The organism is Chromobacterium sp. FG22 (assembly GCF_057809415.1).
The window spans coordinates 1-25,336 of the sequence record NZ_JBMDJX010000044.1 but is presented as its reverse complement, the minus strand read 5'-3'; the positions used below and the strand labels follow the sequence as shown (position 1 = coordinate 25,336).

Annotated in this window: 27 protein-coding genes and 1 pseudogene; 4 read left to right on the top strand and 24 right to left on the bottom strand. The window is 65.5% G+C overall.

Going from position 1 to position 25,336, the window contains the following annotated elements; all coding sequences use genetic code 11:
* The 17 genes and pseudogenes from ACODSD_RS23580 to hemE form a co-directional block, all read right to left on the bottom strand.
* A pseudogene (locus tag ACODSD_RS23580) lies at nt 1-197 on the bottom strand (LpxL/LpxP family acyltransferase); the annotation flags it as partial.
* On the bottom strand, nt 194-943 hold the full coding sequence (locus ACODSD_RS23575) for a glycosyltransferase family 2 protein (RefSeq protein WP_235087101.1): 750 nt from the start codon (nt 941-943) through the stop codon (nt 194-196). The gene ACODSD_RS23575 and the pseudogene ACODSD_RS23580, both read right to left, overlap by 4 nt.
* Nucleotides 940-1,299 (bottom strand): 3-hydroxyacyl-ACP dehydratase FabZ family protein, encoded by a 360-nt coding sequence (locus tag ACODSD_RS23570; RefSeq protein WP_166451949.1) that lies wholly within the window; start codon nt 1,297-1,299, stop codon nt 940-942. The genes ACODSD_RS23575 and ACODSD_RS23570 overlap by 4 nt, the downstream gene beginning before the upstream one ends.
* Nucleotides 1,300-1,318: 19 nt before the next feature.
* Nucleotides 1,319-2,650 carry an AMP-binding protein gene (locus ACODSD_RS23565; protein ID WP_488878472.1) on the bottom strand — a complete coding sequence of 444 codons (1,332 nt, stop codon included), beginning with the start codon at nt 2,648-2,650 and terminating at the stop codon, nt 1,319-1,321.
* A complete protein-coding gene (locus ACODSD_RS23560) occupies nt 2,647-3,213 on the bottom strand; it encodes a COG4648 family protein (RefSeq protein WP_488878471.1) in 567 nt (188 codons plus the stop codon). Before ACODSD_RS23560 ends, ACODSD_RS23565 begins: the two co-directional genes overlap by 4 nt.
* A 1-nt stretch (nt 3,214) precedes the next feature.
* Nucleotides 3,215-3,460, bottom strand: a complete 246-nt coding sequence (locus ACODSD_RS23555) for an acyl carrier protein (protein WP_166451946.1) — start codon at nt 3,458-3,460, stop codon at nt 3,215-3,217.
* A 2-nt stretch (nt 3,461-3,462) separates the two neighbouring features.
* Nucleotides 3,463-3,723, bottom strand: a complete 261-nt coding sequence (locus tag ACODSD_RS23550; RefSeq protein WP_166451945.1) for a phosphopantetheine-binding protein — start codon at nt 3,721-3,723, stop codon at nt 3,463-3,465.
* A complete protein-coding gene (locus tag ACODSD_RS23545; protein WP_488878470.1) occupies nt 3,720-4,502 on the bottom strand; it encodes a lysophospholipid acyltransferase family protein in 783 nt (260 codons plus the stop codon). Before ACODSD_RS23545 ends, ACODSD_RS23550 begins: the two co-directional genes overlap by 4 nt.
* On the bottom strand, nt 4,489-5,217 hold the full coding sequence (locus ACODSD_RS23540) for a beta-ketoacyl synthase chain length factor (RefSeq protein ID WP_488878469.1): 729 nt from the start codon (nt 5,215-5,217) through the stop codon (nt 4,489-4,491). The genes ACODSD_RS23545 and ACODSD_RS23540 overlap by 14 nt, the downstream gene beginning before the upstream one ends.
* A gap of 141 nt (nt 5,218-5,358) precedes the next feature.
* Nucleotides 5,359-6,057, bottom strand: a complete 699-nt coding sequence (locus ACODSD_RS23535; protein ID WP_235087086.1) for a class I SAM-dependent methyltransferase — start codon at nt 6,055-6,057, stop codon at nt 5,359-5,361.
* A 148-nt stretch (nt 6,058-6,205) separates the two neighbouring features.
* A complete protein-coding gene (locus tag ACODSD_RS23530) occupies nt 6,206-7,210 on the bottom strand; it encodes an NAD(P)H-dependent glycerol-3-phosphate dehydrogenase (protein ID WP_227104668.1) in 1,005 nt (334 codons plus the stop codon).
* 9 nt (nt 7,211-7,219) lie between these two features.
* On the bottom strand, nt 7,220-7,663 hold the full coding sequence (locus ACODSD_RS23525) for an SH3 domain-containing protein (protein ID WP_107800321.1): 444 nt from the start codon (nt 7,661-7,663) through the stop codon (nt 7,220-7,222).
* Nucleotides 7,664-7,676: 13 nt separating this feature from the next.
* On the bottom strand, nt 7,677-8,129 hold the full coding sequence (gene secB / locus ACODSD_RS23520; RefSeq protein ID WP_107800322.1) for a protein-export chaperone SecB: 453 nt from the start codon (nt 8,127-8,129) through the stop codon (nt 7,677-7,679).
* 132 nt (nt 8,130-8,261) lie between these two features.
* A complete protein-coding gene (gene grxC, locus ACODSD_RS23515; protein ID WP_107800323.1) occupies nt 8,262-8,519 on the bottom strand; it encodes a glutaredoxin 3 in 258 nt (85 codons plus the stop codon).
* Between the two features lie 98 nt (nt 8,520-8,617).
* On the bottom strand, nt 8,618-10,009 hold the full coding sequence (gene dacB, locus ACODSD_RS23510) for a D-alanyl-D-alanine carboxypeptidase/D-alanyl-D-alanine endopeptidase (RefSeq protein WP_235087084.1): 1,392 nt from the start codon (nt 10,007-10,009) through the stop codon (nt 8,618-8,620).
* 7 nt (nt 10,010-10,016) lie between these two features.
* Complete coding sequence (locus ACODSD_RS23505) at nt 10,017-12,191, bottom strand: primosomal protein N' (protein WP_235087082.1); 2,175 nt, start codon at nt 12,189-12,191, stop codon at nt 10,017-10,019.
* A gap of 567 nt (nt 12,192-12,758) precedes the next feature.
* Nucleotides 12,759-13,826 carry a uroporphyrinogen decarboxylase gene (hemE, locus tag ACODSD_RS23500; protein WP_107800326.1) on the bottom strand — a complete coding sequence of 356 codons (1,068 nt, stop codon included), beginning with the start codon at nt 13,824-13,826 and terminating at the stop codon, nt 12,759-12,761.
* A 108-nt stretch (nt 13,827-13,934) separates the two neighbouring features.
* Here hemE and ACODSD_RS23495 point away from each other — a divergent pair, with 108 nt between their 5' ends.
* Entirely contained in the window at nt 13,935-14,615 is a 681-nt protein-coding gene (locus ACODSD_RS23495; RefSeq protein WP_235087077.1) for an adenine nucleotide alpha hydrolase, read from the top strand.
* Here the strand turns inward: ACODSD_RS23495 and ACODSD_RS23490 are convergent.
* The 4 genes from ACODSD_RS23490 to ACODSD_RS23475 all read right to left on the bottom strand — a co-directional run bounded on the left by ACODSD_RS23490 (nt 14,603) and on the right by ACODSD_RS23475 (nt 17,577).
* Nucleotides 14,603-15,448 (bottom strand): substrate-binding periplasmic protein, encoded by an 846-nt coding sequence (locus tag ACODSD_RS23490; protein ID WP_235087075.1) that lies wholly within the window; start codon nt 15,446-15,448, stop codon nt 14,603-14,605. The two genes, ACODSD_RS23495 and ACODSD_RS23490, sit on opposite strands and share 13 nt — an antisense overlap.
* Before the next feature lie 85 nt (nt 15,449-15,533).
* Nucleotides 15,534-16,049: a chromate transporter gene (locus ACODSD_RS23485; protein ID WP_227104672.1), complete on the bottom strand. Its 516-nt coding sequence runs from the start codon at nt 16,047-16,049 to the stop codon at nt 15,534-15,536.
* On the bottom strand, nt 16,046-16,603 hold the full coding sequence (locus ACODSD_RS23480; RefSeq protein WP_235087073.1) for a chromate transporter: 558 nt from the start codon (nt 16,601-16,603) through the stop codon (nt 16,046-16,048). Before ACODSD_RS23480 ends, ACODSD_RS23485 begins: the two co-directional genes overlap by 4 nt.
* Before the next feature lie 95 nt (nt 16,604-16,698).
* A complete protein-coding gene (locus tag ACODSD_RS23475; RefSeq protein WP_107801931.1) occupies nt 16,699-17,577 on the bottom strand; it encodes a LysR family transcriptional regulator in 879 nt (292 codons plus the stop codon).
* Nucleotides 17,578-17,683: 106 nt separating this feature from the next.
* On the opposite strand from ACODSD_RS23475, the gene ACODSD_RS23470 reads away from it, so the two are divergent.
* The gene (locus ACODSD_RS23470) at nt 17,684-18,283 is read left to right on the top strand and encodes a short chain dehydrogenase (RefSeq protein WP_235087068.1); all 600 of its coding nucleotides are present in this window, start codon (nt 17,684-17,686) and stop codon (nt 18,281-18,283) included.
* Between the two features lie 64 nt (nt 18,284-18,347).
* Here ACODSD_RS23470 and ACODSD_RS23465 read toward each other — a convergent pair whose 3' ends face one another.
* The 3 genes from ACODSD_RS23465 to ACODSD_RS23455 form a co-directional block, all read right to left on the bottom strand.
* A complete protein-coding gene (locus ACODSD_RS23465) occupies nt 18,348-19,064 on the bottom strand; it encodes a substrate-binding periplasmic protein (protein WP_235087065.1) in 717 nt (238 codons plus the stop codon).
* Nucleotides 19,065-19,181: 117 nt separating this feature from the next.
* Nucleotides 19,182-21,146 carry a DNA topoisomerase IV subunit B gene (gene parE, locus ACODSD_RS23460; protein WP_107800332.1) on the bottom strand — a complete coding sequence of 655 codons (1,965 nt, stop codon included), beginning with the start codon at nt 21,144-21,146 and terminating at the stop codon, nt 19,182-19,184.
* Nucleotides 21,147-21,277: 131 nt separating this feature from the next.
* Complete coding sequence (locus ACODSD_RS23455) at nt 21,278-21,805, bottom strand: RNA pyrophosphohydrolase (RefSeq protein WP_019103838.1); 528 nt, start codon at nt 21,803-21,805, stop codon at nt 21,278-21,280.
* Between the two features lie 198 nt (nt 21,806-22,003).
* On the opposite strand from ACODSD_RS23455, the gene pssA reads away from it, so the two are divergent.
* Together pssA and ACODSD_RS23445 are read left to right on the top strand one after the other, a co-directional pair.
* Entirely contained in the window at nt 22,004-23,344 is a 1,341-nt protein-coding gene (pssA, locus tag ACODSD_RS23450) for a CDP-diacylglycerol--serine O-phosphatidyltransferase (RefSeq protein ID WP_227104680.1), read from the top strand.
* 94 nt (nt 23,345-23,438) lie between these two features.
* Nucleotides 23,439-25,226 (top strand): GAF domain-containing sensor histidine kinase, encoded by a 1,788-nt coding sequence (locus ACODSD_RS23445; RefSeq protein ID WP_488878468.1) that lies wholly within the window; start codon nt 23,439-23,441, stop codon nt 25,224-25,226.
* The last annotated feature ends 110 nt before the right edge of the window (nt 25,227-25,336 follow it).

Here is a 25,336-nt window from a genome sequence, read left to right as displayed (position 1 = left end):
GAAACGCCGTGGGCGGCGCGCGCGCGCCGCAGAAAATCCCTTGAGGCAACGCGCGCGGCGCGGCCGGTGAGAAAGAAATAGGCGACGATGGGATAGAGCAGCAGCCGCACCGAGCGCGCGCCCAGCAGGCGGTAGAAGCCCAGCAGGATTTTCATGCCCAGCAGCGAGCCGCGCTCCGCGGTGGCCGCCCAGCTCATGCGCGCGCCTCGCGCCAGCGACGGCGCAGCAAGCGCGGCGCGCGCGGCAGCATGCCCAAGGCCAGCCGGGTGTGCATCAGGCTGATGCGGGCATTGTCGCGCAGGGCGTCGAAATGGGAGAGGCCGCCGCTCGGATACGTCACCCTGGTCGGCAGGTTGAGCACCGGCGCGCCGGCCCAATGCAGACGCACGATGATCTCGATGTCGAAATCCATCCGCCGCGGAATGCGGGTTCGCCGCAGCAAAGCCTCCGTCGCCGCCAACGGGTAGCAGCGGAAGCCGCACATGGAATCGGCGATATCGAAGGACAGCGTTTCAATCCAGACCCAGAAATGGGTCAGATAGCGGCCGTATAGACGAGCTTTGGGCACGCTGGCGTCGTACAAGGGACGGCCGGCGATCACCGCGTCGGGCCGCTCCGCCGCCCGCGCCAAAAAACGCGGCACGTCGCTCAACGCGTGCTGACCGTCCGCGTCCACTTGCAAAGCGTGGCTGTAGCCTTCTCGGTAGGCCAGCCGCATCGCATGCATGACCGCGGCGCCCTTGCCGCCGTTGCGCGGCAAACGCAGCAGACGCACCCAGGGCTCCGCGCGCGCCAGCGCCTCCAGCGTCTGCCGGGTGGCTTCCTCGCTGCCGTCGTCCACCACCCAGGCAGGCACGCCGTAAGGCCGCAGCCGCTCCAAGACTCCGCCCATGGTGGAGCCGTGGTTGTAGCAGGGAATGATCAGACAGGGACGGAAGCTCATTGCGCTTGCATCCGCAGCCGGCCGGAAGACATTTTCCGGCCCGCCACTTCATAGACGAAATTCAGGCGGCCATTGGCCGCGTCCAGTTGCAACACCAGTTCCAAGGCGTCGCCCGGTCGGACGATGCCGGTGAATTTGATCTGATCCATGCCGGCGAAAACGCCGGCGCTGCCCAGGGTCCGGGCGGCGATGCGCGCCGCCCAATGCAGCTGCACCACGCCGGGCAGTACCGGGAAGCCGGGAAAATGGCCGTCAAAGCAGGCCGCGTCCGCCGCCAGCGGGATGGACACGCGGCAGGCGTCCTCCGTCTGTTCCAACACGGAATAAGGGGGCGTGAAAGCCTGCGAGGGGGTCATTGCGCCAATACCTTCCAATTCAAAACAATCCCGGCATCGCCGCTCGGTCCGGCTTGCCGCGTTCGGTCTGCGGCAGAACATCGACAAAGCGCCAGCGACGCGGCAACAGCACCGGCTCGTACCAGGCCGCCAGATAGCGCCGCAGCGCCTGCTGCGTCGCCAACTTGCCCAGGGCGGCGAGTTGCGCCCTCCCCTGCGCCGACAGCGCGACGACGGCGCACAGCGTGTCGCGCCGCGCCGGCAACACCAGCAGCGCGGCGGCGTCCAGCCACGGATGATCGGCCAGTCTTTGTTCCTGCTCGCCCAGCGACAGCCTTTTTTCCGCCAGTTTCACCACGCGATCGCGCCGGCCTTGCAAGAGAAAGCGGCCGTCCGGCAAAAACTCGGCGGCGTCCGACGCCAGCCAGGGCGCGTCGTCGGGCAGGAAGGGCGACACGATCCGCAACGCGCCTTCCTCGCCGACGGAGCAGCGCACCGAGGGCAGCGGCGTCCAGGCGCGGTCGCCGTCGCTTTGACGGCGCCAGGCCACGCCGCCGGTCTCGGTGCTGCCGAAGATCTCCAGCGGCGCCTGGCCCCCGGCCGCGGCAAACGCCGCGGCGGCGTCAGCCGGCAGCGGGCCGCCCGAAGACACGCACAGCCGCGTGCGGGACAGCAAGGCCGGCAGGTCGATCAGCTCGGGCAGCCGAGACAGCTGCGCCGGGCTGCCGATCAGGGTCACCTCGCCCAAGCCCGCGGCGGCCTCCAGCAAATCCTCTGGCAGGAAATGCGGCGACACTTCGAAGACCCGGCCGGCGCTCAACGGCCACAGCAGACGGAACAGCAGCCCGTAAATATGATGATGCGGCACCGTCGCCAGCACGCAGGCGTCGCCGGCTTGCGCGCCGAAACTGCGCTCCAGCACCGCCACCTCGGCCGAGAGCTGCCGCAGGCGCTTGACGATGGACTTGGGCTCGCCGGTGGAGCCGGAGGTGAACAAGGTCAGCCGGCAGCGCTCGCCGTCCAGCAGGCGCGCCGCTGCGGGCGCGCCCGGCGAAGCCATCCGCGCCCGCAGCGCGGCGTCGTCCAGCGCCTCGTCGAAAGACTCCGCCAGCCCGTTCAAGGTGGCGGGCAAGGCGTTGTTGGGCACCATCGCCTCCGCGTCCGCGCGCCAAACCGCAAACAGCGCGACGGCGAACAGCCAGGCGTCCGCGGCGATCAGCGCATAACGCCGGCCGGGCTCCAGCGTGGCGGCCACGCCGGCCACCGCGTCGCTGAAGTCGCGCCACGTCAAGGGCCGCCCGTCGCGCAAAGCCGCCACCCTGTCCGGGTCGCGGCCGCCGATCAACACGCTCTCCAGAGCCAGCGCGCTCATGCCCGCGCCTCGGGAAAGCGCCAGCGCCGATACAGCCATTCGACGGCGAACAAGGCGCCCATCAACAGATAGGACGCCAGGCCGTTGTACCAGAGCCAGAAGTCCTGCCCCGCCGGCAAGGCGGTGTACAGGGCCGCCGCGGCGTTGAAAACGAAAAACCCGCACCAGACGCGGGTCACGCGCCGGGTGTAGGCCACGCCTTCCGGCGGCAAGTCCGGCGTGATCTGACGGGCGAAGCGCTCAATCATCGTGGGCGGATGACGCAGCGAGTGGGCGAACACCCACAGCATGGACAGGCTGATGAACGCCGGCGTCAAACGCAATAGCAAGGCGCTGCCGGTCAGGGCCACCAGGGCGGACAAGACGATCATGCCCAGCAAGGCGCCGCGCTGGGCCGCGGCCAGGTCTCGCCACAGCGCGCGGCTTTGCCGCCGGTAGCGCAGCAAGAACAGCAGCAGCAAGGCGGCGCCCACCGCGCGGGGCGGAAAATATTGCAGGCCCAGAAAAACGGCGAGCGGATAACAACAAGCGCCCAGCACCGCCAACAGGCGCGTCGCCGGCATCTCAGGCGGCCAGCAGCTGCTCGACCGCGGTGATCACGTCATCCACGGTCCGCACCGTTTTGAATCCATCCGGCTTGATGCGTTTGCCGGTCAGTTGCTGCAGCTTGATCGCCAGGTCCACCGCGTCGATCGAGTCCAGCTCCAGATCGACGAACAGATTGGCCTCCGCCGTCACACGCTCCGGCTCGATTTCGAAAGTGTCCTGCAGAATGATCCTCAGTTCATTCAGAATTTGCTCACGGGTCATTCTCATGCTTCCTGTTGCGTTGCGACAAAGCGAGCCAGGCTGGCCACCGAGGCGAAATGCGCCTTGGTGGCGGGGTCGTTGGCTTCCAGCTTCACCTTGTATGTCTTTTTCAATGCCACGCCCAATTCCAGCGCGTCGATGGAATCCAAGCCCAGTCCTTCGCCAAACAACGGCGCTTCGGCGTCGATATCCTCGGCGCCCATGTCTTCCAGTTCCAGGGCCGAAATGATCAACAACTTGATTTCATGTTCCAGCGCACTCATGTCCAGCTTTCCTTCCTTGCCAATGTTTGGCTGAAATAATCTTGCAAGGCCTCGCTCAAACGGCGGGAGGCCAGCGACGGCTGCGTCTCGGCCGGCAACAGTTCCGCCAGGGCCAGCGGCCGGCCGGCGTCCAGGCCGAAGTCGAAACGCCGCGGCGGGATCTGATGCCAACGCTTGTCCTTGGTCAGCGTGGACGGGCTGCAACTCAGCGTCACCGGCAGAATGGGAGCCTGAGCCGCCAGCGCGATATGGGCGGCGCCGCGTTGAAACTTGAGTTCGCGCCCGGGCACGGTGCGCGTTCCCTCCGGGAAGATGAGCAAATTGTCGCCTCGTCGCAGCGAGGCGGCGCAATCCGCGATCAAGCTCCCGGAATCGTCGTTGCGGATATAGCCGGCAGCGCGCACCACGCCGCCCAGAAAGGGGCTGTCCCACAGCGCGGCCTTGACCACGCAATTGGCGTTGGGCATGCGGGCGATGATCGCCACCACATCGATCAGCGTCGGATGATTGGCCAGCACCAGCGTGCCCCGCGCCTGTTCCAGCCGCCCCTCGCCGCTCATGCTCAGCCTCATGATGCCGCTGAGGCGCATGAAGCCGATGAACAAGGCGAAAGCGCGCTGGATGATGGCCCGCGCCAGCCGCTGGCGGCGGCCGTTGCGATTGGGCACCAGACGCAAGGCCGGAAACACCACCAGCGTCAGCAGCAAAGCGCCCTCGCTGAACAAGGAGAAGGCCAAGGCCGTCATCAGCAAGCGCCAGCCGTAACTAAGCCCCTTCACGGCTCAGCCTCCAGCCGTTCAGTTCCAGCTGCGTCCGTCCGCCGGCCAGCCCGTGCGCCAGCCAGGCCGGCGGCGGCCAGCCTTCCGGCGCGCGCGCGCGCGCGTCCTGCCGCAAACTCCAGCGCGGCGCGCCGGCCCGCAGCAGCAAGGCCAAGCCCTGGGGTTGGTCCAGTGCGTCGTCGGCGCCTTGATAGAACGGAAGCAGGGGCAGATCCGCGAACAGCAGCAGCACCGGTTGCGCGGGGTCTTCCGCCGCCGTCAGCGCCGCCTCCAGCAGGCCGTAGCCCAATGTGCGTTCTCCGGCGGCCACCGCCGTCGCCGCCGACTCGTCGCGCCGCAACAAGGACAGCGTGCCGGCAATCGCGTTATGCACGGAAAGCCCGAACACCGTGGGGGAAACCGGAGAGTCCGCCGCGATGTCTTCCAGCATCAAATGCGTGCGGTTGACCTCGCCGTGGCGAGAGGCGAACACCAGCTTCGCCGCCGGCGCGTCCGCCGCGCACGCTTGGGCCAAATGCAGACAGATGCGCGCCAGCGGACTCAAGCGCCGCCGCTGCGCCGCGTCGACGAAACGGCAGTCCGGATACGCAATGGGCGCCTCGGCCGCCTGCAACGGCCGTTGCGCCCAGTCGGCGGCCGACTCGCGGCCCGGCATCCAAGCCGCCCAACGCTGTATCGCCAACGTCGGTTCGCCGCTCATTGTCACTTCCGCCATCCACAAGCCTGTCAATCAAAAAAAGGAGCGTATTCTAAATTGTTCACACTCAGCCAACAAGCAAACAAGCATACGGCATTAAACAATGGTTACGAATCCGTCCCATTTTGTCGCAAGCGCAACAAAAACGCACCCGCGGAATTAAACGGCCGGTTTGATCGCCACCGCGTTGACCAGCGTTTCCTCGCGCTTCTGCGGCACTTTGAAGCCAAACCACTCCAGCGCGCCCAAGTCCGGCCGGCTCCACCACAAATAGGGCATGGACACGCGCGCGGCCGGCAGCTCGAAACCGGCTCCGCGCAACAAGCCCAGGTATTCGTCCGCGGTTTTCTGGATGTCCATCGGATGACGGAACAACAAACGGATAGGCAGCGAGTGGATGTAGCGCTTGGTCGATTCGGCGAACAGCAGCACCCCGCCCGGCTTTAGCACCCGGAAAAACTCCCGCATCGCCGCCTCCTGCTCCACCAGATGATGGAAGCTTTGATGGCAATACACCATGTCGAAGCTCTCGTCGGCGTACTCCATGCGCGAAGCGTTGCCGAAGGCCAGCGTCACTGCGCTCGAGCAACGATCGGCGGCCGGACGCGCCCGCTTCTCGATGTCCGGGTCCGCGTCCAGCGCCACGATCTCGTCCGGCGCGAATCGGCGGGCCAATTCGTCAAAGGAATGTCCAAACCCGCACCCCACGTCCAGCACCCGGGCAAACGCGCGCCGCGGCGGCATCATCCGCTCCAGATCGTTCAGCGCGCGCCGCAGCACATGCACTTTCCAGGTGGCCGTATTCAGGAACCAATTGCCAAAACGCGTTTCTTCAACAAACGGAAAAGTATTCTGCATTCTCAGATTCAAGCAAGGTATCCAACAAAAGCAGCCAGCCTCTCGCCCTAGGCCCCATCGACTCGGGCAAAAGGAAGGGCGCGCTCGCCGCAAGGACAAAAAACAGCCGCCAAGGCGGCTGTTGTCGCACTCAATCAAACCGGGGGAACTACTGCAACAAGTCGCCCGCCTCCGACTTGGGCGAACGGCTCAGCAACTCCTGCACCACCCGCTGCGGATCATGCCCCTGGTAGAGCAGGCCGCAGACCGCGGCGGTGATCGGCATGTCCACTTCCAGCCGCTCCGCCATGGTCAGCACTTCGCGGGCGGTGGCCACGCCTTCGGCGACATGGCCCAGCTCCTGCAGCGCTTGCTGCAAGGGCTTGCCCTCGGCCAGCTTCAGGCCCACCTGGCGGTTGCGCGACAGCGCGCCGGTGCAGGTGAGTATCAAATCTCCCATGCCGGCCAGGCCCATCATGGTGTGCTGGCTAGCGCCCAGCGCGGTGGCCAGCCGGGTGATTTCCGCCAGCCCGCGGGTGATCAGCGCGGCGCGGGCGTTCATGCCGTATTCCAGGCCGTCGGCCACGCCGGTGGCGATGGCCATCACGTTCTTGACCGCGCCGCCCACTTCCACCCCCACCAGATCGGCGTTGGCGTACAGACGCAGCAAGGGGCTGTGCAGATCGCGCGCCACCTGCCGGGCGAAGGCTTCGTCGTCGGAGGCGACGGCCGCCGCCGCCGGCAAGCCCTGGGCCACTTCACGGGCGAAGCTGGGGCCGGACAGCACGCCGCAGCGGTGGTTGGCCGGCAGTTCCTCGGCCACCACCTGGTGCGGCAGCAGGCTGGAGCCGGCCTCGAAGCCCTTGCAGGCCCACAGCAGCGGCGGCAGTTGCGAAGACAGCGCGGTCAGCGCCCGCAAGGTGGGCCGCAAACCGGCCATCGGCGTGACGATGAGGATGAGTTCGGCGTCGTGGATGGCGCGCGGCAGTTCCGCGGACAGCTTGAGCGCGTCCGGAAACGGGCAATCGGGAAGATAGCGCTGATTGACGCGCTTGGCGGCCAGTTCGGCCACCTGGTTGGCGTCGCGCGCCCAGAGCGTGACTTGATGGTGACGGGCGAAGGCGATGGCCAGGGCGGTGCCCCATGCGCCAGCGCCCAGGATGGCCAGTTTCATGCGTAGCCCTTACAAGCCCCAGAGGTCGGTAATACGAGCATAGCCGATGCTGCCGTCGCGGTGGCGCACTTTGACCCAGCCGCCCTTGGGCGGCTCTTGTAGCTCCACCACGCCGTCCTTGGGCACGGTGTAGGCCAGCGGGCCGTCGTTGGCCGGCGCGGCGCGCACTTCCGCCTTGTCGGCGGTGATCAGCAACCAGCGCTGCTTGGACAGCGCGGCGGCCGGAATCCAGGCGATGCCGCCGGTGGCGTCGCGCACCCGCGACCATTCCTTCTGGCTGCTCAGCACTTCCACCGGGTAATAGCGGCTCACCACGAACAGTTTCTTCGAGGTGAGCGTCGGCGCCTCGTACAGCGCCACGCCGGTTTCCTTCACCGAGCGAAACTCAAGTGCGGCGGCGCCGTGGGACAGCAGGCCCAGGCTCAGCGCCAGCGGATATACGAGGCGTTTCATTGCTTGCGTCGCCTCAGGCGTTGCCGGCTTCGGCCTGTTGCGCGCGTTGCTGCATGTACAGGGCTTCGAAGTTGATCGGGGACAACAGCACCGGCGGGAAGCCTGCGCGGTTCACTACGCTGGACACGGCTTCGCGCGCGTAGGGGAACAGGATGTTGGGGCAAGCCACGCCCAGGATGGGATCAATGTCTTCGGCCGGCACGTTGCGGATCTGGAAGATGCCGGACTGGCCCACTTCGCACAGGAACATGGTTTTTTCCGGCAGTTTGGCGGTCACGGTCACGGTCAGGGTCACTTCGTAGAAACCGTCGTCCAGCTGTTTGCCTTCGCTGGCCAGCTGCATGTCGATTTCCGGCTGTTCTTGCTCCAGGAACACCTGCGGCGCGCTAGGCACTTCCAGGGACATGTCCTTCACATAAATTTTCTCGATGGAAAACGCCGGCTGCAGCTCTTGTTGTTCGCTCATCTCTTTGTCTCACACGGAGGCCGCTCGCAAGCGGCCGGTTTTGGAATGGTTAAAACAGGCCTGCATCATCGCACGAAAGCGGTTCAGGGCCAACCGCCCGCAAGCGCGCGGTTTGATCGCGGGCAAGCCGGCTCAATCGGCCAGCAGCAGGTCCAGCTTGCCGGCCTGGTTCAGCGCCACCAGGTCGTCGCAGCCGCCGACGTGGGCGTCGCCGATGAAGATCTGCGGCACGGTGCGGCGGCCGGTCAGATCCATCATCTTGTCGCGCTCGACCGGGTCCAGATCGATGCGGATTTCCTTGATCTCGGCCACGCCTTTGGCGGAGAGGATTTGCTTGGCGCGGATGCAATAGGGGCACACCGCGGTGGTATACATGGTTACGGGTTTCATCGATGGCTCTCGCGGAATCGGGCGCTCCGGCGAGGAGCGCGCAAAACCCGATAGTATACTCCCGCCGCGCGCGCCGAAACCGTCAATCCGCCATGTTCTTACTTGGACGCCTCGAAGCGGTCGATCAGATCGGCGACGATCTGGTCCATCGCCTTGCCCATCTCCGGCGCGCGCGGGCTGTTGACGATCACCGCCAGCGCCAGCCGGCGGCCGTCCGCGCCCAGCCAGTAGCCGGCCAGCGCCTTGACGTCCTTGAGGGTGCCGGTCTTCATCCGCAGCCGCGGCCCTTGCTCGGCGAAGCGCTTGCGCAAGGTGCCGTCCTCGCCGGCGATGGGCAGGCTGGCCAGGAATTCGCTGGCGTAGGGGCCGCGCGCGGCGTTGAGCAGCACTTGCCCCATCAGGCGCGCGCTCACCCGCTCCCGCCGCGACAGGCCGGAGCCGTTTTCCAGCACCAGGGTTTCATCGGAAATGGCGTTGGCCGCCAGCAGACGCCGCACCGCGTGCTCGGCGTTGGCGCGGGTGTCCTCTCCGCCGCCGCCCTCCTTGCCCAAGGTCAGGAACAAGGTGCGCGCCATGGTGTTGTTGCTGTATTTGTTGATGTCGCTGATCGCCACGGTCAGCGGCTGGGAATCGTGACCGGCCAGTTCGCGCGCGCCGGCCGGCACCCGCCCCAGCCCCGCGCCCTTGGGCCCGGCGCCGCCCAGCGCCTGCCACAGGGCGGCGAAATCCTGACTGGCGAAGGCGTCGTGGTCCAACACGTTGACGAAGGTCTTGGCGCCGTCGCAACTGGGCGGCAAGGTGCCGCTGACGGTGACCGAGCGCACGTCGTTGGCGATGCTGACGTAGCGGCGCACGTCGGAGCAATCGTTCGCGCCGCCCTGGCCGCCGGCCTGCAGCTTGGCGTTGACGCTGACGCCGGCCAGCGGCGGGTCCAGCGCCATGCGCGCGCCGTCGGCGTCGACGTAGAAATTGAGCCAGGCCACTTTCAGATTGGTCAGATGGCTGTCCGGCTCCACGGTGAAGGCGCGGCCGGCGTCTTCGTCGAAGTCGCGGGCGCTGGACACGCCCTTGAAGGCGCTCTTGTCCAACACCAGCTTGCCGTCTATCCGTTGCACGCCGCGCAACCGCAGGCCGTACAGCAGATTGAGCAGGCTGTCGTTGTTGAAGCGCGGGTCGCCGGCGCCCAGCCAGTAAAGGTCGCCTTGCAGCGCGCCGTCTCGCAGCGGAGCGGCGGACCACAGCCCGGTATGCCAGCGATAACCGGGCTTGAGCAGATTCAGCGCGCTCCAGCTGGTGATCAGCTTCATGGTGGAGGCCGGATTGACCGCGCTGTCGGCGCGGTGGCCGGCCAGCGTCTTGCCGCTTTCCACCGGCGCGGCCCAGACGGCCACCTCCTCCGGCTTGAGGCCATGCAGGTCCAGCGCGCAGGCCGGCCATGCCGACAGCAGCAGACAAGCCGCCGTCAGGGTTTGTTTCGTTTTTGCTTTCATTGGGCGATCACATGTCTTGCGGATCCACGTCCAGCGACCAGCGCAGGCCGCGTCCATGGCGTTTGGCCGCCGCTTCCACCTGCGGCAGCAATGGGTTCAAAAAAGCGTGCAGCGCCTGCCGTTGCGGCGCTTCCAGCACCAGCTGGGCACGTTCGCGATTGGCCAGCCGCGCCATCAGCGCCGGCGCCGGACCGGCGATCAGCACCTCCGCCGCCAGCGGCTCGGCCAGCCGGCGCACTTCGGCCAGGAAGGCGGTAGCCAGTTCCAGACTGGGACTGTCGGCGCGCAACAGCGCTTGATAGGCGCAGGGCGGGAAGCCGGCGATGCGTCTCTCGTCCAGCAGGGTCTTGGCGTAGCCGTCGAAATCGTGGCGCGTCAGCGCTTGGTATAGCTCATGATCTGGCCACTGAGTCTGGATCAGCACTTCGCCGGGAGCGTCGGCGCGGCCGGCGCGGCCCGCCACTTGCATCAGCTGCGCGAACAAGCGCTCGGAGGCGCGGAAGTCCGCGGAGTACAGACCGCCGTCCGCGCCCAGCGCCACCACCAGCGACAAGGTGCCGAAGTCGTGGCCCTTGGCCAGCATCTGGGTGCCCACCAGCATGTCCACCTCGCCGGCATGGACCTTGCGATAGATTTCGTCCCAGGCTTCCTTGCGGCTGGTGGTGTCGCGGTCTATGCGCAGGATGCGCGCCTCGGGAAACAAGCGCGTCAGCGCGGACTCCAGCCGCTGGGTGCCTTCGCCCAAGGGTTTGATGTCGGGATTGCCGCAATCCGGGCAGGCGCGCGGCACCGCCTCTTCCCAACCGCAATGGTGGCAGCGCAGCTTGCGCTCCAACAGATGAACCACCAGCTTGGCGGAGCAGCGCGGACAGCCGCTGGTCCAGCCGCAATCGGTGCAGGCCACCACCGGCGCGAAGCCGCGGCGGTTGATGAACACCAGGCTCATCTCGCCGCGCGCCAGGCGTTGGCGCAACGCCTGGATCACCGGCTCGGACAGGCCTTCGGCCAGCTTTTGCCTGCGCACGTCGACCAGCTTCACCTCCGGCAGCCGCGCCGCGCCGTGAGCGCGCCGGCTCAGGGACAGCCGGCGATAGCGGCCGGCCTCGACATTGGCCATGGTTTCCAGGCTGGGCGTGGCCGAGCCCAGCAGGATGGGCACGCCGGCCTGGCGCGCGCGCCAGATCGCCAGATCGCGCGCATGGTAGCGCAAGCCGTCCTGCTGCTTGAAGGAGCCGTCGTGCTCCTCATCCACCACGATCAAGCCCAGGCGCGGCAGCGGCGTGAACACCGACAAGCGAGTGCCTATCATCACGTCGGCGCGCCCCTGCCAGCCGTCCAGCCAGCCCCTCAGACGCTCGCCGTCGGCCAGATGGCTGTGCTGCACCGCGATGCGGCTGTCCGGAAAGCGCTGGGTGAAGCGCGTGATCAGCTGCGGGGTCAGATTGATTTCCGGCACCAGCACCAGCACTTGGCGGCCGGCGGCCAGCTGGTCGGCGATCAGCCGCAGATAGACTTCGGTCTTGCCGCTGCCGGTAATGCCGTGCAGCAGCCAGGGCTGGTAGCCGGCCTGGCCGCGCAAGGCGTCCAGCGCGGCCTGTTGTTCTTCGTTCAGTTCGGGACTGTCCGCCACCCGCAAGGGCGTGGCTTCCGGCTCCACGCGGCGGACCTTCTTGTCCGCCAGCCAGTCCGCCAGCACCTTGCCCGCCTGCGGCGTCACCGCCTTGGCGGCGGCCAGCGTCAACGCGCCGTCCTGCAGCGCCTGCCACAGCGCCAAGCGGGCGCGCTGGCGGGCCGGCGGCGCTTCCGCCTCGCCTTGCGGCGTCAGCGCGTACGGCCGTTCATCCGGCAAGGCGATGTCCCGGGGCTCGCGCAGACCGGTGGGCAAGGCGGTGAACAGCGCCTGCCCCAGCGGATGGTGGTAGTAATCGGCGGCGAAGCGGACCAGGGCCATAAAGTCCGCCGGCAGCGGCGGCAGTCCGCTCAGCACGCACTCCAGCGGCTTGAGCTTGGCCGGGTCGATACCCTGCTGAGGTATATCCGTGACAACCACGCCACACAGCCGGCGCGGCCCGAAGGAAACCGCCACTCTTTGCCCGGCCATGACAGACAACTGGGTCAGGTAACTGAACGTACCTGGCAGCGGCACGTCCACGGCCACTTGCACGATGCTTTGCTGCCCCATCCGGCGCGCCCCCGAAGACAAATGCTGTTGTGACAAGGCTTTGCGGCCACTGTACACAGATGCTGTGGATAACTTTGTGAACAAGCTGTCGCCTTGAGGTCGAAACGGCCCCAGATCAACATTTCCGTTAGATTGCGCAAAAATTAATCAATTATTTTTCTCTTTATTTTCAAAGACTTAAATTGATCAAAAAAACATGAGCAATCGGCTTGACAAGAACCTGAACTCTGACTAGCAAATGTGCATAACTCCGAGAACGACTACGGTTCGCCTTGTCAATATCCTTGTTCATCCCAGTGTAAAAATACAATCCGGCCGCAGGAGAACCATTGGCCGGACAGGTAAGGATACCCCGACGACGCGCGGACGGCCTCAGGGGAAAAGTTAAATTTTCTGTTGAAAAAACAAATCCTTTTCCGCCGGCCGCGCTAACAGCAGCTTGATGCCGGATTTAGACACTGATAAAGCCGGCTTTAATGCCCGCCGGCCCGCGCCAACTTGGTGCGCCCGCCGGGGGGTATCACGCCGGAACGGCAAAAACATGCCGCCGGCTTGGAAAGCGGTTTTTCAGCCCGCGGCATGGTAGGAGCGCGACAAGCGGTGCACCGCGTCCACCAAGGCTCCGGCATGCTCCGGTTTGACGTGCTGGGAGATGCCGTGGCCCAGATTGAAGACATGGCCGCTGCCGGCGCCGTAGCTGGCCAGGATGCGCGCCACTTCGCGCTCGATGGCGGCGGGCTCGGCGAACAGCGCGTTGGGATCGAAGTTGCCCTGCAAGGCCACCTTGTCGCCCACCCGGGCGCGCGCGGCGCCCAGATCCGTGGTCCAGTCCAGGCCCACGCAGTCGGCGCCGATGGCCGCGATCTCTTCCAGCCACTGTCCGCCGCCCTTGGTGAACACGATCACCGGCACGCGGCGGCCGTCGGCCTCGCGCTTCAGTCCGGCGACGATCTGACGCATATAGGCCAGCGAGAACTCTCGATAAGCCGCCTGGGTCAGCGCCCCGCCCCAGGTGTCGAAAATCTGCACCGCCTGCGCGCCGGCGTCGATCTGGGCGTTCAGATAGTCGATCACGGTGCGGGCGTTCACGTCCAGGATGTGATGCAGCAGTTCCGGACGGCTGTAGAGCATGGCCTTGACGTGGCGGAAATCGTCGGAACCGCCGCCTTCTATCATGTAGCAGGCCAGGGTGAACGGACTGCCGGAGAAGCCGATCAGCGGCACGCGGCCGTCCAGCGCCTTGCGGATGCTGGACACCGCGTCGAAGACGTAGCCCAGCTTGTCCAGCGCCGGTACAGTCAGCGCGCGGACGGCGGCTTCATCGCGCAAAGGACGCTCGAACTTGGGGCCCTCGCCTTCGGCGAAGTACAGGCCCAGGCCCATGGCGTCCGGCACGGTCAGGATGTCGGAAAACAGGATGGCGGCGTCCAGCGGGAAACGCTCCAGCGGCTGCAGGGTGACTTCGGTGGCGTAATCGGGACTGGTGCACAAACCCATGAAGCTGCCGGCCCGGCTGCGGGTGGCGCGGTACTCCGGCAAATAGCGGCCGGCCTGGCGCATCATCCAGATCGGGGTGTATTCGACGGGCTGGCCAAGCAGCGCGCGCAGGAAGGTATCGTTCTTGAGCTGGGTCATGCGGCAATCAGTCCTGAATGACGAAAAAATAGAGCGTCATTATACCCGAGTCCCCCGGCCCAGTCCCCCCGCTTGGCGGCGCGCCTCCGCGCGGCTAAGCTGTGCGCCATGAAGAAAACCGTACTCTTGTCCTGGAGCAGCGGCAAGGACAGCGCCTGGGCCTTACATGTGCTGCGCCAAGATCCCGACGTCGAAGTCGTCGGCCTGTTCACCACCGTCAATCAGGCTTTCCAGCGCGTGGCCATGCACGCGGTGCGGGTGGAACTGCTGCAGGCGCAGGCCGCGGCGCTGGGTCTGCCGCTGCGCCAGCTGGCCATCCCCTACCCTTGCGGCAACGAGGATTACGCCAGCCGGATGGCCGACTTCGTCAACGCCTGCCGCGCAGACGGCGTCAGCCATATGGCCTTTGGCGATCTGTTCCTGGAGGACGTGCGCGCCTACCGCGAGCAGAACCTGGCCGGCAGCGGCATCGCGCCGCTCTTCCCGCTATGGGGCCTGTCCACCGCCGAGTTGGCGCAAACCATGCTGCGCAGCGGGCTCAAGGCCAGGCTGACCTGCCTGGACCCGCGCAAGCTGCCGCGCGAACTGGCCGGCCGCGAGTTCGGCCAGGCCTTGCTGGACGCGCTGCCGCCCGACGCCGACCCTTGCGGCGAATACGGCGAATTCCACTCCTTCGCCTGGGACGGCCCGATGTTCCTGCGTCCGGTGCCGCACGCGGTGGGCGAGACGGTGGAGCGGGATGGATTTGTATTCACGGACTTGCTGCCGCTGGACCCTCAACGCGGATAGAACCACAGCTCCTTGCGCTGCAGCGGCGTCTCCTTGGGCAGCAGGGGGTTGGGCAGCTCGATGATGCGCCGCTGCGCCAGGTTCAAGGCGCGCAGGCGCGGACCGTTGAAGCGCAGGAACAGCTTGTCGAAGCTGCCGTCCTTGATTGCGGCTTCCAGGCCCTGAGTCAGCGCACGGGCCAACTCCGGCCGGCGCGGCGACACGAAGAAATAAAAAGCCGCCGGATAGTGCAACACAATGTAAGGGTCCAATACCAGGCCCTTGGCGGCGTCGGACTCCAGCTCCTGGCCCACCTCGATCACGCTGCGCGGGAAATAGTCGAAACGCCCCTGACGCAGCATGGCGAACAGCGACAGGTACAAGGGGCTGGCCACCACCGGCAAACCGGCGGCGCGCAGAATCTGCGTATCCGGCCAATCCTGCCCTTGCCCGGCGCTCAGCGTCTTCAAATCCGCCAGCGTGAACGCCTTTTCAAACAGCCGGGCGCGCTTTTGCGACACCAGCGGCACGCGCCAGCCGATCAAGCCCTTGTACAGGGGAATCCGCACCGGCAGGGCCTTCTGTTCGCGCTCGCGGCTGCTCATGCCCCAGAACAGATCCACGCCGGCGTCGCCGTGCGCCATCTGCTCCAGCGCCCGCCCCTGATTCATGTCCAGCGCGCTGCTCAGCTCGCAACTGAGTTTGGCCTCGCTGCACGCCAGTTGCAGCAAAGCCTGCATATAGGGCAGATGCGGGTCTTGCTCTCCGGACACCAGCGCGTAGCGGATAGACAAAGTTTGCCCCTGCGCCGGCAGCGCCAGTACGCACAGCAGCAGCATCAAGATTCGCGTCAATGCGCGCCCTCCCGAGAAAACCCTGTTCATTATGGCCGCCGCTTAGACGCTGTTCAAAGTCAGCCGCGCTTCATTGAGCCGCTGCTTAGAGCCAGCCCAAGCCGCCCAGCAAAGCGCCGGCCGACAATAGCCACAAGGGATTGATCGCAGTGCGCCACGCCGTCAGCGCCACCGCGCCGCACAGCAGCCAAGCGCCCGCGTCGGCATTGGCCGCCTGGCTCAACAGCCAGGCGCTGGCCGCCACCAGCCCTATGGTCAGCGGCGCCAGTCCCCGTTGGATTGCCCGGGTCAGCGGCGCCTGCTGATAACGCTGCCACCAGCGCGCCACGTAATAACTCAACACCGACGACGGGCCGCAAATGCCGAGCATGCTGACCAGAGCGCCCGGCACCCCGGCCACCTGCCAGCCTATCAGACTGACCACCAGCACATTGGGGCCGGGCGCGGCCTGGGCGATGGCGAACAGCGCGGCGAACTCGCGCGCGTTCATCCAGCCCTGCTCCACCACCAGGCGTTGCAGCTCGGGTATCAGCACATTGGCGCCGCCCACAGCCATCAGCGACAACAAGGAAAACTGCCATAGCAGCGTCAGCAGTATCACGCGCCCTCCTTCGGCCGGTCGCGCCAGGCCAAGCCGATGGCGACGGGCGCCAGCAAGGCCAGCGACCACAGCAAGGGCAGTTGCAAGACGCCCAAGGCGCAGAAAGTCAGCGCCGCCACCAGCGCGCACCACAACTTGCGCTCGATGCGCGCCAGCAGCCGCAGCCCCATCGCCGCGATCAAGCCGGCGGCGGCGGAGGCCAGGCCGTGCAACACATTCTGCACCAGCGGCAGTTGCCGATAATGGCCGTAGAAGGACGCCAGCAGCAGCACGATGACCATGGGCGCCAGCAACAGGCCGGCGATGGCGGCCAAGGCTCCGCTCACGCCGTGAAAGCGGCTGCCCACCGCCACCGCGACATTGACGATATTGGGGCCCGGCAGCACTTGCCCCAGGCCCAGCACCACGGCGAAATCCGCCTCGCTCAACCAACGACGGCGCAGCACCATCATCCGGTGCGCCTGCGGCAACACGCCGCCGAAACCGGTCAGCCCGATCGAGAAAAAGCCGGCGAACAAATCACGCCGGCTGGGCGTCCGCACATCCGCTTCCATGCCCTTTCCTCTCGTCAAATCAGCCATGCGTCCACGCTACGCCGATGCGCGCCGCAGCTCAAACGAAAATCGCTGACAGGCCCTGTCAATAAAACTCACAGCGCGCCCAGGCGCTCCAGAATGAAGTCTATGAACACTCGCAGCTTGGGCAAAGGCCGGCGGTCCTGCAGATAAATCAAATGCATGGGCTTGGGCGGCGGCAAACAGCCCGGCAGCACCTCCACCAGCCGACCGGCGGCCACATCGTCGCCCAGCAAGGCCTCGGCTTGCAGCACGATGCCGCCGCCGGCCAGCGCCACCATGCGCAGCGCCTGGCCGTGATTGGACTGAAAGCGGCTGGCGCGCGCCCACTCGCCTGCGCCCAGCAATTCCCAGCCGTCGTCCTTGCGCCACAGTGAGAAACCCAGGCAATCATGCGCGGCCAGATCCGCCGGCGTGCGCGGCACGCCCTTGCGCGCCAGATAGGCGGGCGCCGCCGCCACCATCATCCGATAGGGCTGCAAGGGCCGCGCCACCAGGCCGGAGTCCGGCAGCCGGCCGATGCGAAAAGCGGCGTCGTAGCCGTCGGCCACCAAGTCGACCAGCTCGTCGGACAAACTCAGGTCCACGGTGATGTCCGGATAGGTTTGCATGAACTCGGCCAGCAGGCCGGCCAGGCGCAGAGAGCCGAAAGTCACCGAGGCGTTGACACGCAGCACGCCGCGCGGCGCGCCGCTGATCAGTTCGGCCCCGCTTTCCGCCGCGCGGATTTCCGCCAGAATGGACTGGCAGCGCTGGAAATAGTGCGAGCCCAGTTCGGTCAGTTGCTGACGGCGGGTGGTGCGCGCCAGCAGCCGGCCGCCCAGCCGCTGCTCCAGGCTGGCGATATGCTTGCCCACCATAGGCTGGGACAAACCATGCGCCTCCGCCGCCGCGGTGAAGCTGCCGCGTTCCACCACCGCCACGAACAGCTCCATGCTCAATAGGCGATCCATGCCATTCATAACTCACAGTTTTCAATCTTGTTCATCTTAGCGGATTAATCAAGACGCCGCGCGGGCGCAGAATGGCCGGGTCTTGTACTTGTCCGGGAGATCCCCCATGAAAAAGATTCTCATCGTCGGCGCCCACGGCACGCTGGGCCAGGCCGTCAGCCAGGCGCTGTCCCATCATCAGCTGATCAAGGCCGGCAGCCGCCGCGGCGACGCGCTGGTGAACCTGACCGACGGCGACAGCATTCGCGCGCTGTTCGAACGCATAGGCAAGGTGGACGCCATCATCAGCGCCACCGGCAAACTGCATTTCGGCCCCCTGGCGGAAATGAGCGCCGAGCAGTTCCGCGTCGGCCTCAAGGACAAGCTGATGGGCCAGGTGGAACTGGCCTTGATCGGCCAGCACTATCTGAACGCCGGCGGCTCCATCACGCTGACCAGCGGCATCGTCAGCGAGCAGCCCATCCGCTTCGGCAGCAACGCCAGCGCGGTGAACTCGGCGCTGGAGGGCTTTGTCCGCGGCGCGGCGGCGGAACTGGACGGCGGGCGTCGCATCAATGTGGTCAGCCCCAATGTGCTGCAAGAATCCTGGGAGCAGTACCGGGACTTCTTCCCCGGCTTCGAGGCGGTGCCGGCGGCGCGCGCGGCGCTGGCCTATGTGCGCAGCGTGGAAGGCGTGCAGACCGGTCAGACGTTGCGCGTCTGGTAAGCCCGGCGCCTTAGAAACCGTTCAATGTCGGTAGCGCGTCTGCGCTACGGCCTTGAACAGCGCCTTAGTCGTAAATCGTCAGCAATTCGGCCATTTCGCGCCTGCCGGCGGCGGACAGACAGGCGGCCTTCAGTTTGCCCAGCATCGCGGCGTCGCGCGCCAGCTCGCTGCGCTTGGACACGTAGAGCGCCATCGGTTCGTCGCCATGCGCGTATTCGGTCAGATTGGGCAGGCTGCCGCCCATCTGCCGCAGCGCGTGGCCGCAGCCGGGACGCACGCACATCATCGCGTCCAGCCGGCCGGCTTGCAGCATGCGAAAACCCTGCGGCATGTCCGACACCTCCACCGGCGCTGCGCCGCTTTGGGCGATAAAGCCGTCCAGGGTATGAGTGCCGCGCAGGACGCCCAGGCTGCGCTGGCGGAACCAAGACGGGCCGATGGGCGTCACCAGGCCGCGGCGATGATAGAGCACGGAGATGCGGATAGACGCCGGCCGGCACAACTCCACGGCGAAACGCGAACGCTCCGGCGAGGCGGTCACCAGCGCCAAGGCGTTGCGGCCCTGTTTCAGTTCTTCTATCACCCGCGGCAGAGGCCGAACGTCTTGGGTCAGCGCCAGCCCCGCCTGCCGCGCGACGAAGCGGATGAAACGCGGCGCCAGGCCGTCCTGGCTCGCTCCGTCGCCCCAGGGGCCGATGTCCTGGCTGGAAGAGTGGTAGCCGGCCGCCAGCGCGGGCAACGCCAGCCAGCCCGCCAACAGTCCCCGCCATTGCTTGGCCATGCCTTTCCCCTTGAGTTGAGACGCCGCGCCTAGCCTCACTATAGCCCGCAATGAAAAAGCCCCCGCAAGCAAGGCTCGCAGGGGCTTTCCTTCAAGCGGAAGCGCCGACGCGGCCGCTCAGATGTCGGCCTCGACCGCGTTGCCGTTGGCCTCCATCCAGCTGCGGCGGCTGGACGCCTCGCCCTTGCCCATCAGCATGACGAAAGTGGACAGGGTCTGCTCCAGTTCGCCTACGCGCACCCGCACCTGCGACAGCCGGCGGGTGTCCGGATTCATCGTGGTGTCCTTCAACTGCTCCGGGTTCATCTCGCCCAGGCCCTTGAAGCGGGAAATGCTCCAGGCGTTTTCTCGCACGCCTTCGCTGCGCAGCCGGTCCAGAATGGCCGTCATCTCGCCTTCGTCCAGCGCGTACAGCTTGCGCGGAGGACGATGCTTGCCCTGCCCCGGCACGTCCACGCGGAACAGCGGCGGCTGGGCCACGTAGATGTTGCCGTTTTCGATCAAGCGCGGGAAATGGCGGAAGAACAGCGTCAGCAACAGCACCTGGATGTGGGAACCGTCCACGTCGGCGTCGGACAGGATGGCGATCTTGCCGTAACGCTGGCCGGACAGGTCAGGACGGTCGTTAGGGCCATGCGGATCCACGCCGATGGCCACCGAGATGTCGTGAATCTCGGCATTGGAAAACAGCTGATCCTTGTCGGTTTCCCAGCTGTTGAGCACCTTGCCGCGCAAGGGCAGGATGGCCTGGTATTCCTTGTCGCGCGCCAACTTGGCGGAACCGCCGGCGGAATCGCCCTCCACCAGGAACAGCTCGTTGCGATCGATGTCCTCGCTCTCGCAATCGGTCAGCTTGCCGGGCAGCACCGCCACGCCGGAGCCTTTTTTCTTTTCCACCTTCTTCACCGACTTCAAGCGCGACTGCGCCTGGCGTATCGCCAGCTCGGCGATTTTCTTGCCGGACTCCACGTTCTGGTTCAGCCACAACTCCACCGGATCGCGCGCCAGGCCGGAAATCAGCTTCAAGGCGTCGCGGCTGGTCAGCTTGTCCTTGGTCTGCCCCTGAAACTGCGGGTCCAGCACGCGGGCGGACAATACGAAGCGCACGCGGCTCCACACATCCTCGGCCATCAGCTTGACGCCGCGCGGCAACAGATTGTGGTGGTCGATGAAGCTCTTCACCGCGTCGAACACGCCGGCGCGCAAGCCGGCCTCGTGAGTGCCGCCCACCGGGGTCGGAATCAGGTTGACGTAGCTTTCGCCGCTGGCGCCGTCTTCGAACCAGGCCATGGCCCACTGCGCGCCTTCGCCCTTGGCGAACTGCTCGTGATCGTCGCCGATATAGGCTTCGCCGGCGAACAAGGGCGCCACCGGCTCGTCGCCGTTGCACAGTTCCGCCAGATAGCTCTTCAAGCCCTCCGGGTACTGCCAAACCTTGACTTCGTCGCCGCTGGGGCGCTCCACCACCAGGGTGACCGCCACGCCGGGCAGCAACACCGCCTTGGCGCGCAGCAGACGCTCCAACTCCGGCAAGGAGTAGCGCGGGCTTTCAAAATACTTGCCGTCCGGCCACACCCTGACCCGGGTGCCGCTGGTGCGCGGGCCGCAATCCGCCACCCGAGCCAGCGGCTCGATGACGTCGCCGCCGGAAAACACCAGGCGGTGCACGCCGCCCTCGCGCTTGACCTCCACCTCCAGCCGGGTGGACAGCGCATTGGTCACCGATACGCCGACGCCGTGCAAACCGCCGGAGAAGGCGTAGGCGCCGCCGTCCTTCTTGTTGAATTTGCCGCCGGCGTGCAAGCGGGTGAACACCAGTTCCAGCACCGGCACGCCTTCTTGCGGATGCAGGCCGACCGGAATGCCGCGGCCGTCGTCTTCCACCGACAGCGAGCCGTCCTGATGCACCGTCACCGCGATCTTGCGCGCAAAGCCGCCCAGCGCCTCGTCGGCGGCGTTGTCTATCACTTCCTGGCAAATATGGGTGGGGTCGGTGGTGCGGGTATACATCCCCGGCCGTTCCTTGACCGGCTCCAAGCCTTTCAGCACCCGTACCGACGACTCATCGTATTGTTGCGTCATGTTTGAATCTTGTTGCTCAGCAAATTACGCCAAACGCCGCGGCCAAGGCCACGGCGCAAAAAAAGACAGCGGGCCAGGCCCGCCGTGTCGCTTCGAGGCCGCGCGCGCAGGCGCCGCCGCCCGGCGGCGCGTCAATGCGGCTCCTGGGCGCGGCCAAGCCGGGCCAGATAGGCCTCCCGACTCTCCACCCCGCGCAGGAAGCGCGACAACTCGGCCAGCGCGCGCTCGTACACCTCGCGCTTGAACTCGATCACCGCGTCCACCGGCGCCCAGTATTCGTTCCAGCGCCAGCCGTCAAACTCCGGGTGGCTGCTGGCGCGCAGGCAGACATCGCACTCGCGCCCCACCAGCTTCAGCAGAAACCAAATCTGCTTCTGCCCCTTGTAACTGCCGCGCCACTCCCGACGCACCCAATTGGTGGGCACCTCGTAGCGCATCCAGTCGCGGGTGCGTCCCAGTATTTTCACATGTTGCGGCAGCAAACCCACCTCTTCCAGCAGCTCGCGATACATCGCGGCTTCCGGACTTTCGCCTGGCTTGATTCCGCCTTGCGGAAACTGCCAGGAATGCTCTCGCACTCGCTTGCCCCAGAACACCTCATTTTTGCCGTTGATGAGGATGATTCCGACATTGGGGCGGTATCCGTCCCGGTCCAGCATTGGAAAACCTGCAATTCATCTAGTTGAACGAATTTTTGCACATTTCGCCCCGCCTTGCCATGGACTCTATCGCCGGCCCGGCAAAGGCCCGACTTCGTCCGGAACTGCGCTGGCGCAAGGATTGCGCAGGCGCGGACTCCCCCAAGAGGCGAAAACGATGCTACGATTCCACGATTAAACGTCAAACCCAACGCTTACATGGCATTTCTGCTAAAAAGATCGTTGCTGGCCCAGCTGCCCAAGCTTCGCCTGCAAGCCGACGCCATCACCACCCTGCACCAGACCGCAGACTTCCGTCTTAGCCTGCTGGAAGCGATCGCGCAGGCCCGACACCGCATTTATATCGCCGCGCTCTATCTGGAGCACGACGAAGCCGGTCAGGAAGTGCTGGACGCGCTGTTCGCTGCCAAACAACGCCAGCCCCAGCTGGACATCCGCGTGATGGTGGACTGGCACCGCGCCCAGCGCGGGCGCATCGGCGAGAGCCAGGACAGCTGCAACGCCTCCTGGTATCGGGCCCAGGCGCTGCGGCACAGCGTTGACGTGCCCGTCTACGGCATTCCGGTGCAAACCCGCGAGTTGTTCGGCGTGCTGCACCTCAAAGGCCTGATTGTCGACGACCAGGTGCTGTACAGCGGCGCCAGCATCAACAACGTCTACTTGCACAAGCTGGACAAATACCGTTTCGACCGCTACCACCTGATCCGCAACCAGGCGCTGGCGGACGTCATGGCCGACTATATGCACGAGCAGTTCTTCAACGACCCCGCCGTCTTCCGGCTCGACAAGCCGGCGCCGGCCACCCGCAGCATCCGCAAGGAAATCCGCGTCTTCCGCGACAAGATCAGCCATAGCCAATACCGGATTGAAAACCAGGCCGGCGCGGAAGACGAGCTCAGCGTCAGCCCGATTGTCGGCATCGGCAAGGGCAACGCGCTCAACCGGGTGATTCTGGAACTGATTGCCAACACCCGCAGCTCGCTGTTCATCTGCACCCCCTATTTCAACTTTCCGCGGCCGGTGGTGCTCGCCATCAGCAAGGCGCTGCGCCGCGGCGTACAGATCGACATCGTCGTCGGCGACAAGACCGCCAACGACTTCTACATTCCGCCCAGCGAGCCCTTCCGCGTCATCGGCGCGCTGCCCTATCTCTACGAAATGAATTTGCGCCGCTTCGCCAAGCGCCAACGCCATTACATCGGCACCGGCCAGTTGCGCGTGCACCAGTGGAAGGACGGGGACAACACCTATCACCTCAAAGGCATGTTCAGCGACCAGCGCCACATGCTGCTGACCGGCAACAACCTCAATCCGCGCGCCTTCCGCCTGGACATGGAAAACGCCTTGCTGATCAGCGACCCCAAGGCTGAACTCAAGCACCAGAACCAACAGGAACAGGAAAACATCCTGCGCCACAGCCGGCAGCTGCTGCACTACCGCGAACTGGAAGACGTGCGCACCTATCCCGAGCAGATCAAGAAGCTGCTGACCCGTCTGAGCCGCGTGCGCATCGACCGCATGCTCAACCTGATGCTGTAAACGGTTCAAGGCGCGCTAAAACGCCGCCGTTCCCCGCCGGCATCGGCCCATATGCTAAAAAGATGAAAACGCTTAGCAAAACATGGAGCCCCCGATGCCGGCCATCAAGATCGACACCCAAAACCTGAGCATCAGCCGCGATCTGTCGGAAAAGTGGCAGCAGGTGCTGGATCTGCTGGCCAAAATCGTCGACATCCCCGCCGCGCTGATCATGCAAAAGCAGGCTCCGCGCATCAAGGTCTTCCTCTCCAGCCATAGCCAGGGCAACCCCTACGAAGAAGACGAGCTGGCCGACCTCGACACCGGCCTGTATTGCGAGACCGTGATGAGCAGCCGCAGGGAGCTGCTGGTGCCCAACGCCTTGAAAGACCCGGACTGGGATCACAATCCCGACATCAAACTGGGCATGATCTCCTACCTGGGCATGCCGCTGATCTGGCCCAATCAGGACGTGTTCGGCACCATTTGCGTGCTCGACCGGGCCGAAAACCCCTATAGCCAGACCCACAAACAATTGCTCGGCCAATTCCGCGCCATGGTGGAGCGCGATCTGCACCAGGTGTATCACGATCAGGCCAGGGAACAGGAAGACGCCATCCTGCGCGCGGACGAGGCCGAGCGGGTCAGGCGGGAGTTCGAATCTTTGCGAGCCGGAGAGCAAAAAGCGCTGCAGGCGCTGCGTGAAAGCGAGGAGCGCTGGCATTTCGCGCTGGAAGGCGCCGGCGACGGCGTCTGGGACTGGAATATCGCCGGCGACACTGTCTTTCTGTCCTCCCGCTGCCGACAACTGCTGGGACTGGACGAGCGGGACAGCGAGGCGTTCAAGCTGTGGCAAACCGGCATTCACCCCGACGACCTGCCCGATGTCGAGGCCGCGATCAGCCGCTACCTGCGCCAGCCGGAAGGGTCTTTCACCTCGGAACACCGTTTCCGCGCGCAAGACGGCTGGATATGGCTGCTGAGCCGCGGCATGGTGGTGGGCCGCGACGAGCAGGGACGGCCCTCGCGCATGATAGGCACCTACTCCGACATCAGCCGGCGCAAACAGGCGGAATCCGAGCTGCAGCAACTCAACAGCCACCTGGAAGAACGCGTCGCCAAGCGCAGCGCCGAGCTCAAGCAAGCCATGCAGCAAATCAGCATCGCGGAAAAACAGACGGCGCTCGCCCGCATGGTCGCCGGCATGGCGCACGAATTGAACACCCCGATAGGAAATATCCTGCTCAGCGCCTCGGTCTTGCACGCAGACCTCAAGTCCATCATTCAAGCCGATGAAGCCAAACAGCTCTCGCGCGGAAATCTGCAAGATTTTCTGCGCAAGACAGTCGAAACCAGCGAACTGCTGCAAAGAAACAGCGAGCTGGCCGGCGACCTGATCGGCCGCTTCAAGCTGATCGCCTCCGATCAACTCACGCAGCCCAAGCGCGCCTTCAAGCCCGCTCAAACCCTCGCTCAACTAACGCGAGCCTTGCTGCCGCCGGAGCACTATCCGGACATCCAACTGACGCTGGAAGCGCCGCAAGACCTGCAAATCGAGAATTATCCAGGCGCTTTGGAGCAACTCCTGTCCCACTTGATCGCCAACAGCCTCGCCCACGGCTTTGACGGGCATGATCGCGGCCATATCGACATCCGGCTGCAAGCGCAGGAAGATGCCCTGCTGCTCTGCTATTCAGACAACGGCAAGGGCATCGAGCCGGAGCTGCAACACAAGGTGTTCGACCCCTTCTTCACCACGCAAATGGGACAAAGCGGCTTGGGACTGGGGCTGGCCATGGTGCACAACATCGTGCACACCATCCTGAAAGGCGACATCCGGCTGGACAGCGCGCTAGGACAAGGCGCTAGCTTCACCATCCGCTTCCCGCCCAACCAACGCTGAAGCCCCATAAAAAAGCCTCCCTTTGGGGAGGCTTCCGTGTCGCCGTTCAACAGCACAATGCATAAAGCCCAGCTCGTGTGAGCTGGGCTTTGCAATGGGGCGTCTGGCGG